General features: G+C 58.4%; 7 protein-coding genes, 2 tRNA genes and 2 rRNA genes. 1 reads left to right on the forward strand and 10 read right to left on the reverse strand.

Annotation, left to right across the window (positions count from 1 at the left end):
• Positions 1–137 precede the first annotated feature (137 nt).
• Positions 138–1,085 (forward strand): LysR family transcriptional regulator, encoded by a 948-nt coding sequence (locus KVQ82_RS26430; protein ID WP_007962101.1) that lies wholly within the window; start codon positions 138–140, stop codon positions 1,083–1,085.
• Here the strand turns inward: KVQ82_RS26430 and KVQ82_RS26435 are convergent.
• From KVQ82_RS26435 to KVQ82_RS26480, 10 genes are all read right to left on the reverse strand, one after another.
• Positions 1,082–1,537 (reverse strand): OmpA family protein, encoded by a 456-nt coding sequence (locus KVQ82_RS26435; RefSeq protein ID WP_222019448.1) that lies wholly within the window; start codon positions 1,535–1,537, stop codon positions 1,082–1,084. The two genes, KVQ82_RS26430 and KVQ82_RS26435, sit on opposite strands and share 4 nt — an antisense overlap.
• 44 nt (positions 1,538–1,581) lie before the next feature.
• Complete coding sequence (locus KVQ82_RS26440; protein WP_222016685.1) at positions 1,582–2,850, reverse strand: diguanylate cyclase; 1,269 nt, start codon at positions 2,848–2,850, stop codon at positions 1,582–1,584.
• The gene (locus tag KVQ82_RS26445; protein WP_041066640.1) at positions 2,847–3,422 is read right to left on the reverse strand and encodes a YfiR family protein; all 576 of its coding nucleotides are present in this window, start codon (positions 3,420–3,422) and stop codon (positions 2,847–2,849) included. Before KVQ82_RS26445 ends, KVQ82_RS26440 begins: the two co-directional genes overlap by 4 nt.
• 120 nt (positions 3,423–3,542) lie before the next feature.
• Positions 3,543–5,642, reverse strand: coding sequence for an exodeoxyribonuclease V subunit alpha (gene recD, locus KVQ82_RS26450; RefSeq protein ID WP_222016687.1), 2,100 nt, complete (start codon positions 5,640–5,642; stop codon positions 3,543–3,545).
• Positions 5,639–9,328: an exodeoxyribonuclease V subunit beta gene (gene recB / locus KVQ82_RS26455; RefSeq protein WP_222016689.1), complete on the reverse strand. Its 3,690-nt coding sequence runs from the start codon at positions 9,326–9,328 to the stop codon at positions 5,639–5,641. Before recB ends, recD begins: the two co-directional genes overlap by 4 nt.
• Entirely contained in the window at positions 9,325–12,777 is a 3,453-nt protein-coding gene (gene recC / locus KVQ82_RS26460) for an exodeoxyribonuclease V subunit gamma (protein WP_222016692.1), read from the reverse strand. Before recC ends, recB begins: the two co-directional genes overlap by 4 nt.
• Positions 12,778–12,930: 153 nt before the next feature.
• A 5S ribosomal RNA gene (gene rrf / locus KVQ82_RS26465) occupies positions 12,931–13,046 on the reverse strand.
• A gap of 154 nt (positions 13,047–13,200) precedes the next feature.
• Positions 13,201–16,092: ribosomal RNA gene (locus KVQ82_RS26470) — 23S ribosomal RNA — on the reverse strand.
• 247 nt (positions 16,093–16,339) lie between these two features.
• Positions 16,340–16,415 (reverse strand) — tRNA-Ala (locus tag KVQ82_RS26475).
• 28 nt (positions 16,416–16,443) lie between these two features.
• A tRNA-Ile gene (locus KVQ82_RS26480) sits at positions 16,444–16,520 on the reverse strand.
• Positions 16,521–16,559 lie beyond the last annotated feature (39 nt).

The raw sequence follows: 16,559 nt of genomic DNA on the forward strand, positions 1-16,559 counted from the left end.
AACTTGTTTTTATCGTAGGAGCCAAGGCGAAGGGTTCGCCTTGAGATGAGGCGTGTGTCACGAATTGGTTGTCGGACTGTTTTTGGAGTATAGATGTGCAAACTTCTAATAAGAACGCACATATAAGCCCGTCCATCATGCAAAAAAACATCACCTCCCTGGGGTCGCTGAACTGGGACGACCTGAAGTTTTTCCTCGAAGTCGCCCGTACCCGCAAGGCCAGCACCGCGGCCAAACGGCTCGCCGTCGACTACACCACCGTGTCGCGGCGCATCAGTTCGCTGGAAGCGGCATTGGGTACGTTGCTGTTCGAAAAATCGCGCACCAGCGGTTTTGTCCTGACCACTGAAGGCCAGCGTTTGCTGGGCTATGCCGAGTCGATTGAAAGCACGTTGCACATGGCTTGCGAGCAGGTCTCGGGCTCTGGTGTGGCACTTTCCGGGCATGTACGCATGGGTTGCACCGAAGGTTTCGGCAGCTTTTTCATCACCCCACAGCTGAGCCATTTCGTCGACGCTTACCCGGCAATCTCGGTAGACATCCTGCCGCTGCCGCACTTCATCAGCCTGTCCAAACGCGAAGCCGATATCGTCATCGCACTGGAGCGCCCGGAACACGGCCCGTACGTGTGCTGCAAACTCTGCGACTACCGCTTGCAGCTGTACGCGACCCAGGACTACCTCGACCAACACCCACCGATCCGCCGCCCGGCCGATTTGGGCAAGCATCAATTCATCAGTTATGTGGATGACCTGGCGTTCAGCTCGGAGCTGCTGTACTTGGCGAACGTGCTGCCCGGCGCCAGCGCGAACCTGCGCAGCACTAGCGTGATCGCGCAGTTCGTCGCAGCGCAGCAAGGGCGTTCACTGGCCATTCTGCCATGCTTCCTCGCGGCGCAGGATCCGCGCCTGCTGCCGGTGCTGCCCGAAGAAATCGACATCACCCGGCAGTTCTGGATGTACTGCCGGGAGGATCTGAGGAAGCTCAAGCGCATCACCCTGTTGTGGGATTACATCCGTGAGGTGACCGAGCGTAATCAGGGTCTGCTGATGGGGCAGACCCGCGAGATGCGGTTTGCCGATTAATCGGCGCTGACCACAATCGACACCCGACGATTCTCGGTACGTCCGGCGGCAGTACTGTTGGACGCCACCGGCTCGCTGCTGCCCAGGCCGCGCAACTGGATGTTCTCTTCCTTCATGCCGACGGTGGTCAGCACTTTGGCCACACTCTTGGCCCGGCGTAACGACAATTGCTGGTTATAGGTCTCTTTGCCCGAGGCGTCGGTATGACCGTCGACCCGTACGCGCTCAATGCCGACTCCCACCAGCGCCTTGCCAATGCGTTCGACGATTTCGGTGCTTTTCGCGTTCAAGCTTTCGATATCGCTGCCAAACAGCACTTTGCCTGACAGGCCAAACTCCCAGCCTTCGTCGGTTGCCTCGAAGCCTTGTTGTTTGAGGACGGCGATCTGCGCCGGGGTCAGGCCTTTTTGCGGTGCGGTCTGGCAGCCGGTCAGCGCCAGTACGGCGATCATCAGCAAGGCGGAAAACAATCGAGCGGGAAATGTGAACACGGGAATCAGCTCCTGGTTTGCAGATTGACAACCGGGCTCTCCGACCCGGCAGTGAATTGAGCACCACGCGACAGGCGTTTGGCCTGGTACATCGCCGCGTCGGCGGCGTTGAGCAAGGCACCTGGCGTGGCACCATGATCAGGGAAAACCGCAATGCCGATACTGAGCGACGTCACCACACTGGTATCGCCCGGCAGCGCGATGGGCATGTCCATGCTGGCGAGAATCTTGTCAGCAATGCGCTCGGCGTCCTCGATCTTGTGCAGCGGCGCGAGCAGTACGGCGAACTCGTCGCCGCCGAGCCGCGCCACCAGATCCTCTTCACGCAGTTGCGCGCGGATCCGATTGGCGACCGCCACCAGCACCGCGTCGCCAGCGGCGTGACCGAAGTTGTCATTGATGCCTTTGAAGCGGTCGCTGTCGAGAAACAGCACCGCCACCCGCTCATTGAGCTTGCCGGCGTTGCGCAAGGCGCGAATCAATCGCCCCTCGAAAAACGCCCGGTTGGGCAAACCGGTGAGGCTGTCGTGGCTGGCCTGGTGGGCGAGGGTCTCGTTCTCGCTCTGCAGGTGGGTTTGCCAGGATTCGAGTTCGTCGAGCAAAGCATTGAAGTCGTTGCCCAGATTATCCAGTTCGGCAATCTGCGCCGGCGGTACCCGTCGATCCAGCGCGCGCTCGCTGCGCGCGGCGTGGGCCACCGCGGCGAGGCTACGCAGTGGTCCGGTAATACCGCGTAATTGTCGACGCGCGAGATAGAGCGCGACCCAGGCACTGATGGCGGTACACAGGATGATCCCTGCCAGACCACTCAGCAAAAAGCGCATGAGACTGCCGCCATGACCGACCAGCAGAATGTGACCGATTTCGCGCTCCTGATGCACAATCGGCAGCCTGACCGGCTTTTCCAGAACGGTACGCGTGATCTGCATTTCCAATTCGGTGAACAAGCCGTTCTCCGGCCGCTGCCAACGCGCCAGCACCTGACCTTGCGCATCGAACACCTGCGCGTCCGCCACCTCTTCGGTGGACGCAATCAAGGCCAGCGCTTCAGTCGCGGCGGCCTTGTCGTTGAACACTACCGCCGCTTCCACGGTGTAACTGATCGAGCGCGCAATGAGCTGCAAGTTGTGATCGGCGTACACCCGCAGCGCGAGAACGCCCAGCAGGGTCAGCGATACGCTGGCCATCGTCACGGCTACGAGCGCCACAATCAAATGGCCACGGCCAATGACCGATCCCAGCGTCGGGCGGCTTCCAGAACGGAACAGTTTCATGGCGCCGCCGGTTTGCGACGCGACAATTGCAGTACGCTCGGGTGGATGCGTACACCGCTGCGCGCGACAGAGTCGAGGTTGACCTCGAAGGACACCTGTTCATCGCCGACGCGCAGGCAGAACAGGCTGCCGACCGTGCACTGATCGCCCCCTTCGCTGATGCTCAACACCGGGTGACCGATCAATGAAGCAAACAGCCGACTGCGCTCATCCGCCGTGAGTTTGCCGATATACACCGCATCGCATTCGCTGACGATCGCCGGGTTGTCGGCCAGCAGTCGGCGTACGACGACCGGCCGACCAGTGGCCTGCGTGGTGCCTTTGACCAGGTCGTCGGTGTATTCAGTGGGGCCGACGATGCACAGGCGCAATTGCGCAGGTTCAACCGGCCAGCGTGCATAGCTGAGAATGCCGAGCACGACCTGCGTCACCGCTTGGGCGCGTTGCTCGGCCATGCCCGCCGACGTTTGTGGCTGCGCGATGGCAGCGCCCGCCAGCAAACAGAGCAGACCGACAAGCAATGCGTGCTTGCAGCGAACCACGCGCTCTGTCGCCCAGACAGCCACCTTCATGCAGGGATTCTCTTGGATCGTACCGAAATGATGCCGCAACGATAGCACAGCGGAGTAACACCAGCGAGACAGCAGCTGCTGACCAGTTGGTCAGTAATCGGCACCGAACATCAGGCTATTTCATTCCCGAACCTCGCCACCTTCCTCCAGTTCCAGCATCAATCCGCTCAGGCGCTTGACCTTGCGCTGCACCGCCTCTTCAAACACGCCGGCCCGGGGCTCGATCAAAGTGAACCAGTGTTTGGCCCGGGTAATACCGGTATAGATCAATTCCTTGGTCAACACCGGATTCAAGGCGTCCGGCAGGATCAGCGCGGTGTGGGCGAACTCGGAGCCCTGGGATTTGTGCACCGTCATCGCGTACACCGTTTCCACGTCGTTGAGCCGGCTCGGCAGCACGAAACGCACACCGCCCTGCCCGTCGTTACGCGGAAAGGCCACGCGCAGCACCGGTTTGTCGGCGTCCGGGCCTTCGCGCTCGGGCAACTTGAGGGCAATGCCAATATCGCCGTTCATCAGACCCAGACCGTAATCGTTGCGCGTCATCAGCACCGGCCGGCCTTCATACCATTGCTGGTCATGCTCGATCAGGCGTGCCTTGACCAGCGTTTCGGTGATCCGCAGATTCAGCCCTTCAACGCCCCAAGGTCCCTTGCGCACGGCACATAACAACTGGAAAGTGTCAAACGCCTGCAGCACCGCCCGCGCCCAGTTGACCCAGTCTGGATGCTCCAGCGGTCTGCCCGCTGGCGGGCGTTGTTCGCGCAGGATGTTCAGATAGTGGCGATAACCCTGTGGACCGTCGCCATGACCGTCGAGCAACAGGCGCTCCAGCTTGTGATCGTGTTCTCCCTTGAGCGGCAGTGAAAACACATCGTCGTAGTGACCGGCCGCCAGCAACTGGCGCGCCTCATCCGGCAACTGCTGATTGACCCGCCGCGCCAGTTGACCAATACCGCTACCTTCACCGAAACGCCGGGAATGACGCAGCATCACCAGTTGTTGGGCCAGCGGATGAGAGCCATCGAGGTCTACGTGCAGGTCACTGCCGTGCAATGACTCTCCGCTGACCGACTCCAGCCACTGCCGGGTGTGCGGGTTATACCAGCCTGCCTCGGCATCACGGCAAAGATCGCCGAGTACCGCTCCGGCCTCCACCGAAGCGAGTTGATCCTTGTCGCCGAGCAACACCAGACGCGCATGCTTCGGCAATGCATCGAGCAGGTTAGCCATCATTTCCAAGTCGATCATGGAAGCTTCATCGACCACCAGCACATCCAGCGGCAAGCGGTTGCCGGCATGGTGGCGGAAGTGTCGGGTGCCGGGCCGGCTGCCCAGCAAACGATGGACAGTCGTCACGTCACAAGGGATCTTCTCGCGCACGTCTTCGGTGACTTTCAGCGACTGCACTTGCTGGCTGATGGACTCGGTCAACCGCGCAGCAGCCTTGCCCGTGGGCGCCGCCAGACGAATGCGCAACGGCTGACCGGCTTCCACCGCCGGCGCCTGAAGCAGCGCGAGCAGACGCACCACCGTGGTGGTTTTGCCAGTTCCCGGGCCGCCCGTGATGATGCTGAAGGCTCCCCGAGTGGCAAGCGCGCAGGCGAGTTTCTGCCAGTCGATCACTGCTCCGGGCCTGGCGGGGCCGAACAATTCATCGAGACGCTTAGGCAAGTCATCCGGCGGCGTTTCGCCTTGGGCCAGACGTGTGCGTAACGCCGCATCGATACGCCGCTCATAGGCCCAGTAGCGCCGCAGGTACAGACGCTTGCCGGACAGCACCAACGGTCGCTGATGCGCCGCTTCGCTATTGTCCGCAGCCAGTGCAACCAGAGCGCTGCTCGCCAGCACCTTGCACCAATGCGCGCCATCCAGCGTTTCAAGCAACTGCGACGGCAGGAGCAAGACATCACTTTGCTCATCGCCTTCAGGAGGTAAAGACAGGGCGAAATCCGGGGCCTTGAGGGTTTCGAACACGTCGAGGCAGACATGTCCGTGACCCAGTTGATGGCTGGTCAGTGCGGCAGCGAGCAACACCAGTGGATCGGACTGGGGTGCGAGTTCGTACAGAAAACCGATAAAGGCCTTGTCCAGCGAACGAAGCCAGCCTCGCTCGACCCAGCGCTCAAGCAAGATCAGCAGATCTGCGGCACTGGTCAGTGGCGCCAGGCTCGACGGGTTGTCGATAGCCGATGACAGATCGGCGAAGGTACGGTTCATAACAGGACTCCCTGTTCCCATGCGGGTTCGGCCTTGGGTTCCGGCTTACCCTGGAAGAGGCGATCCAGGCGTTCGATCAAGTCCCGTGGCGGCCGCGCAAAGTACACGCCGCGACTGTCTGCCCGGGTTCCCCGCAGGAATACATACAACGCACCACCGACATGCCGGTCGTAATCGTAGTCGGGCAGGCGCGCCTTCAATTGCCGATGCAAGGCCAGCAGATACAGCACGTACTGCAGGTCGTAACGGTTGTCGAGGATCGAGCGCTCCATGGCTTGCTCGGTATAGGCCGTATCGTCGACACCCAACCAGTTGGATTTGTAGTCGGCGACGTAGTAACGGCCCGCGTGCTCGAAGGTCAGGTCGATAAAGCCCTTGAACATGCCGTTGAGCTGTACTGGCTCGGCGGCTACTCGCGCCACACCGTTATGGGTGTACTGGCGCACCCAATCATCAAGTTTGAGGACATCAACCTTGTGACTGGCAAACCAGAACTCCATTTCAACGCGGTACTGCTTCAGTTGCTCGAGCACGACCGGAGGCTGTCCGCCACCTGCTGGCAGCGGGGACTTGAGCAAGTGCTGCAGCCAGTCACTCAAGGTGACAATCCAGCCCTGCCAGCCGCGCAGATTGCAGCGCCGGCCAATTGCGTCCTTGATCGACTCACTGGAAACGGCAAAGCCTTCATCGCCAGCCCACTCCAGCAAACCATGGAGGAAGGTTCCCGGGTTCGGACCGCGGGGAAAACGATGGATATCGGCGCCACCAACCACGAGCTCTCGCGGCGCATCCGGGTCGAGGCGCTCATCGTCAAACAGCTTTTGCGCTTGCGGACTGTCCGGCGCCTCATCGCTGCCGACACTCAACACGTCGCTGATGCGCAATGCACTGTAAGAGGCAATCCACCAGTTCTCGCTGGCCTTGCGCTTTGGCACCAATGTAGCGCTGAGGATCGCTTCATTGCGCTCGGGCTGGTAGATCTCCTGCGTCGCTTGAGGCAACTCACTCAGACTGATAGCCGCGCAGTTCTGTTGCAGATCCTGCAGCCAACGACTCAGGCCGGTTGACTCATCCAGCCTGGCGCCGCCACCCAGCAGATAGCCAAGCGCCGAAAGATGAAGCACTGAACTGTTGTTATTACCGCGTTTGAGGTCCGTTACACCCAGCCAGCATGCATGTTGCGCACGAGTCAGCGCGACGTAGAGCAGACGCAGGTCCTCGGCCAGGCGCTCGTCATCCGCCAGGGCGACCAATTCGGCGGTAGGCTTCAGTGTCACCTGGGCTTTGCCGGAGGCATCGTGGTAATGCAGCGGCAGGCGACTGCCATCCACCGGTTTTGCCGAACAGATGAAAGGCAGGAACACCAACGGATACTCAAGTCCCTTCGACTTGTGGATGGTCACCACCTTGACCAGTTGCTCGTCGCTCTCCAGACGTAATATCTGTTCTTCACCGGCCTGACCGGACAGTGCCAGCAACTCGGCCAGATGACGAATCAGCGCTTGCTCGCCATCGAGTTCCGCCGCGGCCTGCTGCATCAGTTCCGACAGGTGCAGAAGGTTGGTCAGCACTCGTTCGCCGTCACTGCGAGCGATCAGGGTCTGCGGTAAATGGAAGTCGTGCAGCAAGCGTCGCAACATCGGCAGTACACCTTGCTTGCGCCACAGTTCGCGATAGCCACGAAACTGCATGACGCGAGCTTCCCAGATCAACTCGTCTTGATTCAAGCGCTCAAGTTCAGCCAGCGGCAGATTGAGGGTGATGCAGGCCAGCGCGGCCTTCAGTGAGCGCTCGACATCCGGCTCGGCGCAGGCCTTGAGCCAGGACAGCAGGTCGTGCGCTTCCTGGGCGGCAAACACCGAGTCCTTGTCCGACAGATAAACGCTGCGCACGCCACGGGCCGCGAGTTCTGTGCGTACGGCTTGGGCCTCTTTGCCGTCACGTACCAGAATCGCGATATCGGAGGGCCGCAAACCGCGGAAGGCTTCTGCGTCCCGGACAAATCCCGCCGCGCCGGCTTGCCCGCCGTTGAGCAATGCGGTGATTTCGCTGGCACAGACCGCCGCCAACTGCTGGCGATAGACCGCCCCTGACAGCGGCTGGTCCGTCGACAGGTGCCAGACGTTCAGTGCCGCGACATCCTGGCCGGCAATCTGCAACCGCTCTTTGCGTCCTTGCGAATCAACGGGCTGGAACGGCACCGGGTTTTCCCCGGTTTTTTCCCGAAATAAAAACGCGCCGCGTCCCTGCTCACGGGACTCGGCGCGTTCGAATACATGATTGACCGCATTGACCATGCCATGGCTGGAGCGGAAGTTGGTGCCCAGCGTATGCAGACGGCCGGTGGTGGCCTGACGCGCGCGCAGGTAGGTATAGATATCGGCGCCACGGAACGCGTAGATCGCCTGCTTGGGGTCGCCGATCAGGAACAGGCCGGTGTCCGGACTGTTATCTTCGATGCGATAGATGCTTTCGAAGATCCGGTATTGCACCGGATCGGTGTCCTGAAACTCATCGATCAGTGCCACCGGAAACTGCTCGCGGATTACCGCAGCAAGGCGCTCGCCGCTGTCGGATTGCAACGCCGAATCCAGGCGCAACAGCATGTCATCGAAGCCCATTTCCGCACGACGACGCTTCTCTTCTTCAAAACGCGCGCCCACCCATCTCGCCGCGTGCTGCAAGACAGCGGCATCCGGGGTGGGCAGCGCGTCGAGGCTCGCCTTGAGCCCCGGCATCGCGTCGAGCCCCGGATGACTCGGCGCCTGCCCCTTCCAGGCTTCAGCCATCCCGTCAGGGGTCAGTCGGGTGAAACCAGTGCCGATGTCCAGTTGCTCCATGGACTCGTCTTGCGCCCAGGCCTTGAGTTTCTCGAACCAGGGCTCGAAGTAACGCGCCTGCATCTTGCGTCCGTCAACGGTTTTGCTCGCGACGCCCTCGTGACAGATCAGCAGCAGCTCATCCGCCCACTGACGCCATGGCATCTTCAGCTCGAGCAACGCGGCACGTCGCTCCTGCAGGCACTCGTCGATCAACTCTGCGGGAGCTTTGCCGTCATCACTTTCGCGCTCACTGCCAAACAGACCGCGCACCCTTGGCAACAACGCGGCCGGCCCGCCCCAGTAGGTACGAACCCAGTTCAGCGCATCGCCCTGCATCGGATAACAGAACAGTCGCCAGTAATCGCGCAGCACTTCGCCGAGCAGGTCGCTGTGATCGGTCTCCAGGGATTGCGTAAACAGGCTGCCGCTGTCGAATGCATGTTCGCGCAACATGCGCTGGCACCAACTGTGGATGGTGGAGACGGCCGCTTCGTCCATCCATTGCGCGGCGATGTCCAGACGATTGGCGCATCCGGCCCATTGCGCCGGGTCAAATTGCTCACGCAATTCGGCAATCAGGGCATCCGGCGCAGGGGTTTCTTCACGGAAAAACCGCGCGGCCTCGGCCAGCCGCGTACGGATTCGTTCACGCAGTTCTTTGGTGGCGGCGTCAGTGAACGTCACCACAAGAATCTGCGGGGGCAGCAGCTCACGGCCGAAACCGCTCGCTTCGCCGCCGTGCCCAAGGATCAGCCGCAGATAAAGCGCCGAGATAGTAAAGGTCTTGCCGGTGCCGGCACTGGCCTCGATAAGTTGACTGCCGTGCAGCGGGAAGGCCAGTGCCAAAGGTGTCTTGGTACTCATGCGCGCGCCCCTTCGCTGGTCAGTGAACACCAAGGCGCTTCATATAGAGGGCGATACAACGCGTCGCACCAACCGGAGAACGTTTCATCCGCCAGCAATGCATCAAAATCTGCGAATTGACGGGACAACGCAGGGTTCTCTCGGCGCTCGCCTTCAGTGGTCTGGCCGTCACCTTCATAGGCCTTGCGGGCAGCTGCCTCGGCTTTGAGCGGATCAGTCTGCGCAAGCCAGGCGAAGGCTGTCTTGACCGCGATCGGCAGCGGCTGGCGCATGCCGGCCTGCCAGGCGAGCAGAAGATCGCCAAGGAACCGAGCGGCACGATCCTTCTCCATCGGCTCGAGCAACAGCGTATCGTCACTCGCCACCAACGCCGTGCTCAGCATGAGTCCGCTGGCGCAGGCCACCAGGTGGTTGACCCAGGGCTTGATCAAGCGATGCCATTTCCGACTTTTGATCGAACCGATGCTGTTGGGAATGGCCGTGACGGACAACACGCCACCGTCAGCACGCTGATGCAAACCGGCGAGCCAGCCTTCAATACGCACACCCTGCAACTCGAGATTGACCGGCAGCGCGCTGGTCAACGGAGTCGGCCATAACGCCAGAAGTTGTTGGTAACGCTGCAGCAGGTCCGGTAACGGCTCGATCAACTCTCGTTGCAGGCATTCGCCAAAACCGGCCATGGGCAGTAACCCACTGTTTTGCAAACGACGTGCCTGATCTTCTAGCGCACGATCGACATTATCGGGCTGCCGAAGCGCGGCCTCGAGCAGGCTCTCGCTCAGTGTGTAACGTTGCAATGCGTCCAGCACGAACGGTTCTTCGTTAGCCAGGGGCGCCTCGGCGGCCTCAAAGTACACTTTGAGTCGCTGCGTGAAAAAGTGCCGGACCGGATTGCGCAGGAAATCCTGCAGAAGGGCCAGACTCAGCGGCTCCTCCTGAACATAAGGCGCGAGTAGCTCAGCTTCGTGTTGTGGCTCATGCATCTGGTGCAAAACCTGCCATTCACGGGCATAACTGAATAGTTGGTCGCCTTCATGGAAATAGCGCGAGCTAAACGGTTGCAGGGGATGCTCCTCGGTCATGGCGTGCAACAGTTCCTGGTGCTCATCGAGCGACCGCCAGCCACTGGCTAGGTGATCGCGCAACTGGCCGATCAGCACGGAAGCAGGCCGTTCACTATTGTCTCGAATACTGCGTCCGACCCAACTGATGTACAGCTGATTTCGCGCAGACAGCAGCGCCTCGAGCAACAGATAGCGATCATCCTCACGTCGGGAACGGTCCCCGGGCCGGTAATCACTGCCCATGAGGTCAAAATCAAGTGGAGGTTGCGCCCGGGGATAATCGCCATCGTTCATCCCCAGCAAACAGACAAGCTTGAACGGGATCGCACGCATGGGCATCAGTGTGCAAAAATTTACTGCACCGGCCAGAAAGCGCTGGGACAGACGCCCTTGATCCAGCCCCGCGAGCCAGGCTTCCCGAACCACCGTCAGCGGCAACTCATCTACCAACCCCACCGATTCGCAGGTTTGCAGCCAAGTCTCGCGCAGCTCCTCAAGTTGCGTGAGCAGATAATCGTCGTGCTCATTACTGGCCTTGAAGAATAGTTGCATCAGAATCTGCAGCCGCAGGCCCCACACCTTGGGCTGAGCGGCCTCATTGAGCTCGTGATGGGCCAGCTCCAAGGCATCGAGCAGGGCAACCAGCGGCCCGATCAACGCGGCATCCAGACCGCCGATTTCATCGTAAGGCTCGATACCTGCACAGGCGTTGGAGCTGCCTACGGCGTATCCAAGCAACATCCGTCGCAGGCCGAAATGCCAGCTGTTTTGCTCAAGCTCATTTGGCAAGCCCAATCCGGCACGTTGTTCAGCGTTCATTCCCCAGCGCACACCTGCGCCTTCGATCCAGCGATGCAGCGTAGGTAAGTCGCGTTCCTGAACGCCAAAGCGGGCGCGCAATGCAGGAACGTCGAGCAGGTCGAGGATCTCGCTTACCGGGAAACGACTGTCCGGCAGTTTGAGCAGGTGCTCGACGGCAATCAGCAACGGATCGCGACCGCGCTGACCCTGGTCGGCCAAGGTAAATGGAATGAAGCGCGGATCATGCCGATCCAGTTGCCCGAACACCGCCCGAATATGGGGCGCATAACTATCGATGTCCGGCACCATCACGATTACATCGCGCGGGCGAAGGTCGGGATTGGCACTGAAGCGGGCGAGTAACTGGTCGTGAAGGATTTCCACCTCACGCTGAGCACTGTGGGCTATATGAAAGCGGATCGACTCATCCTGCGTCAGGTCGACAGCAGGCCACCGTTCACGCGTTTCATTGAGCGGCCGCAATTCGAGGATGTCGTCCTGAAGTTGATTGAGCAGGTTCTGTGGCTGCGTCTCGCTGAACAGGTCGATGCGCCCGTCACGGAATGCCGCGCGATAGCTATTGGGGTCATCGTAACTGTCCAGCAAGTTGATGTAGTCGCGCCCCTGTTTGCCCCAGGCTGCGAGCAACGGATGCGCGTGTTGGTGCAGCGCTTCCGGATCGAGTACGACCGGCATGCCGATCTTGCGGCTTTGTCGCTTGTATTGATGGCGCAGCAGATCCTTGTCGGCAACGATATCTGCCCAGTGGTGTCGGCAAGGGTTGTGCACACACAGCAGCACCTGACTGAAACGCGCAAGTCCGGCCAATGCTTCGAGCACCTGGGCCGGCAACGAAGATATGCCAAACACGATCACCCGCGAGGGTAGCCCCGCAGGTGCGTTTTCAAGGGCATTTATGCGCTCGACAAAGCGCTGATGAACACCTGCCCGGCTCTGCGCCATGCCCTGCTCACCGACATCTTCCAGCAGAGCACGCCACAATTCAGCCTGCCAGCAACTGACCGGGGGCAGTGGCTTCACTTCACCTCGAACATTGCGCAACTGGTGCCGGCCTTCGGCCCAGTCCTCGAGCCAATCAGCCCGATACACTTGGTACTGGTCAAAGAGATCTGCCAGACGCTCTGACAGCTGGTAGCGCTTGCGTAAATCCGTGTCGTGCGTGAGGAACCTTTGTAGTGGCTCAAAATGGGGGCGATCAATAACCTGCGGCAGCAAGCGCATCAGTCGCCAGGTCAATGGGGCTTTGTCGAGCAGGGAGTTGGCGGGAATTTCGTCTCGGCCCAACACCATACGGTAAAGCTGCCACATGAAACTGCCAGGCAATTGCACATCTATGGCCGCAGCTATTCCGCATCCCCCGAGGTCGTCGTCCTCAGGGTCTTCCGCCAAAGCCAATTTGAGCCATTGGGCGATACCGTTGCTCTGCACCAGAGCGATTTCGTTCTCCAAGGGTGCCAATGGATACCGCCGCATGACGCTAACCACCAGGCTGCGCAGTTCGTCCAGGCTATTGCTCTGGACCACCATGAATGCAGCATTGAGGGACTGGGCGTCCGGCATAAAAGCTTCCTTGGAAAAGTACAAAGCCAGGGCAGAACCTTAGCATTGTCGGCAGGCTGTGACAGCCGGAAGGGCATACCGCGCGCTGTAGGAACTTTCCTGCGGACAAAACAAAACCCCAACTGCTTTCGCAATTGGGGTTTCGGAATTTAATCTTGACGATGACCTACTCTCACATGGGGAAACCCCACACTACCATCGGCGATGCATCGTTTCACTTCTGAGTTCGGGATGGGATCAGGTGGTTCCAACGCTCTATGGTCGTCAAGAAATTCGGGTACTGACTCGTGACCGGCTGGCCTCGCTTCAGCAAATCGGGTATGTGATACAGGTGCTTTGTGAGCAGCGCGAACTTTCGGTTCATTGCGTCTTCACACACCGCAATCTGGTCTCTTTCGAGCATTCAAATTGCTTGGGTGTTATATGGTCAAGCCTCACGGGCAATTAGTATTGGTTAGCTCAACGCCTCACAGCGCTTACACACCCAACCTATCAACGTCGTAGTCTTCGACGGCCCTTCAGGGAACTCAAGGTTCCAGTGAGATCTCATCTTGAGGCAAGTTTCCCGCTTAGATGCTTTCAGCGGTTATCTTTCCCGAACATAGCTACCCGGCAATGCCACTGGCGTGACAACCGGAACACCAGAGGTTCGTCCACTCCGGTCCTCTCGTACTAGGAGCAGCCCCTCTCAAATCTCAAACGTCCACGGCAGATAGGGACCGAACTGTCTCACGACGTTCTAAACCCAGCTCGCGTACCACTTTAAATGGCGAACAGCCATACCCTTGGGACCGGCTTCAGCCCCAGGATGTGATGAGCCGACATCGAGGTGCCAAACACCGCCGTCGATATGAACTCTTGGGCGGTATCAGCCTGTTATCCCCGGAGTACCTTTTATCCGTTGAGCGATGGCCCTTCCATACAGAACCACCGGATCACTAAGACCTACTTTCGTACCTGCTCGACGTGTCTGTCTCGCAGTCAAGCGCGCTTTTGCCTTTATACTCTACGACCGATTTCCGACCGGTCTGAGCGCACCTTCGTACTCCTCCGTTACTCTTTAGGAGGAGACCGCCCCAGTCAAACTACCCACCATACACTGTCCTCGATCCGGATAACGGACCTGAGTTAGAACCTCAAAGTTGCCAGGGTGGTATTTCAAGGATGGCTCCACGCGAACTGGCGTCCACGCTTCAAAGCCTCCCACCTATCCTACACAAGCAAATTCAAAGTCCAGTGCAAAGCTATAGTAAAGGTTCACGGGGTCTTTCCGTCTAGCCGCGGATACACTGCATCTTCACAGCGATTTCAATTTCACTGAGTCTCGGGTGGAGACAGCGCCGCCATCGTTACGCCATTCGTGCAGGTCGGAACTTACCCGACAAGGAATTTCGCTACCTTAGGACCGTTATAGTTACGGCCGCCGTTTACCGGGGCTTCGATCAAGAGCTTCGCGTTAGCTAACCCCATCAATTAACCTTCCGGCACCGGGCAGGCGTCACACCCTATACGTCCACTTTCGTGTTTGCAGAGTGCTGTGTTTTTAATAAACAGTCGCAGCGGCCTGGTATCTTCGACCGGCATGAGCTTACGGAGCAAGTCCTTCACCCTCACCGGCGCACCTTCTCCCGAAGTTACGGTGCCATTTTGCCTAGTTCCTTCACCCGAGTTCTCTCAAGCGCCTTGGTATTCTCTACCCAACCACCTGTGTCGGTTTGGGGTACGGTTCCTGGTTATCTGAAGCTTAGAAGCTTTTCTTGGAAGCATGGCATCAACCACTTCGTCACCTGAAAGGTAACTCGTCATCAGCTCTCGGCCTTAAGATCCCGGATTTACCTAAGATCTCAGCCTACCACCTTAAACTTGGACAACCAACGCCAAGCTGGCCTAGCCTTCTCCGTCCCTCCATCGCAATAACCAGAAGTACAGGAATATTAACCTGTTTTCCATCGACTACGCTTTTCAGCCTCGCCTTAGGGACCGACTAACCCTGCGTCGATTAACGTTGCGCAGGAAACCTTGGTCTTTCGGCGTGGGTGTTTTTCACACCCATTGTCGTTACTCATGTCAGCATTCGCACTTCTGATACCTCCAGCAAGCTTCTCAACTCACCTTCACAGGCTTACAGAACGCTCCTCTACCGCATCACTTACGTGATACCCGTAGCTTCGGTGTATGGTTTGAGCCCCGTTACATCTTCCGCGCAGGCCGACTCGACTAGTGAGCTATTACGCTTTCTTTAAAGGGTGGCTGCTTCTAAGCCAACCTCCTAGCTGTCTAAGCCTTCCCACATCGTTTCCCACTTAACCATAACTTTGGGACCTTAGCTGACGGTCTGGGTTGTTTCCCTTTTCACGACGGACGTTAGCACCCGCCGTGTGTCTCCCATGCTCGGCACTTGTAGGTATTCGGAGTTTGCATCGGTTTGGTAAGTCGGGATGACCCCCTAGCCGAAACAGTGCTCTACCCCCTACAGTGATACATGAGGCGCTACCTAAATAGCTTTCGAGGAGAACCAGCTATCTCCGAGCTTGATTAGCCTTTCACTCCGATCCACAGGTCATCCGCTAACTTTTCAACGGTAGTCGGTTCGGTCCTCCAGTCAGTGTTACCTAACCTTCAACCTGCCCATGGATAGATCGCCCGGTTTCGGGTCTATTCCCAGCGACTAGACGCCCTATTAAGACTCGCTTTCGCTACGCCTCCCCTATTCGGTTAAGCTCGCCACTGAAAATAAGTCGCTGACCCATTATACAAAAGGTACGCAGTCACCCAACAAAGTGGGCTCCCACTGCTTGTACGCATACGGTTTCAGGATCTATTTCACTCCCCTCTCCGGGGTTCTTTTCGCCTTTCCCTCACGGTACTAGTTCACTATCGGTCAGTCAGTAGTATTTAGCCTTGGAGGATGGTCCCCCCATATTCAGACAAAGTTTCTCGTGCTCCGTCCTACTCGATTTCATGACTAAGAGACTTTCGCGTACAGGGCTATCACCCACTATGGCCGCACTTTCCAGAGCGTTCCGCTAATCTCAAAGCCACTTAAGGGCTAGTCCCCGTTCGCTCGCCACTACTAAGGGAATCTCGGTTGATTTCTTTTCCTCAGGGTACTTAGATGTTTCAGTTCCCCTGGTTCGCCTCTTGCACCTATGTATTCAGTACAAGATAACCATCTTATGATGGCTGGGTTCCCCCATTCAGACATCTCCGGATCAAAGTCTGTTTGCCGACTCCCCGAAGCTTTTCGCAGGCTACCACGTCTTTCATCGCCTCTGACTGCCAAGGCATCCACCGTATGCGCTTCTTCACTTGACCATATAACCCCAAGCAATCTGGTTATACTGTGAAGACGACATTCGCCGAAAATTCGCAAAACTCTTAAGAGTCACTCACAAATTTTACCTTAGCCTGATCCGTTACCAGTGAAAGTAACGTTCAGTCTATCTTTCTATCACATACCCAAATTTTTAAAGAACGATCTAATCAAAAGACTAGAAATCAGCATTCACCATCACAGCGATGGAATGCTCATTTCTAAGCTTTCAAACTTCAGAAGCAGTGGTGGTGGAGCCAAGCGGGATCGAACCGCTGACCTCCTGCGTGCAAGGCAGGCGCTCTCCCAGCTGAGCTATGGCCCCGTATTTCTACAGGTTCCCACACAAAAATTGGTGGGTCTGGGCAGATTCGAACTGCCGACCTCACCCTTATCAGGGGTGCGCTCTAACCAACTGAGCTACAGACCCAATTTCGGGCTGCTTCTATCGTCTTCTTCAATGAATCAA

Source organism: Pseudomonas sp. AO-1 (assembly GCF_019775695.1).
Taxonomy (GTDB): domain Bacteria; phylum Pseudomonadota; class Gammaproteobacteria; order Pseudomonadales; family Pseudomonadaceae; genus Aquipseudomonas; species Aquipseudomonas parakoreensis.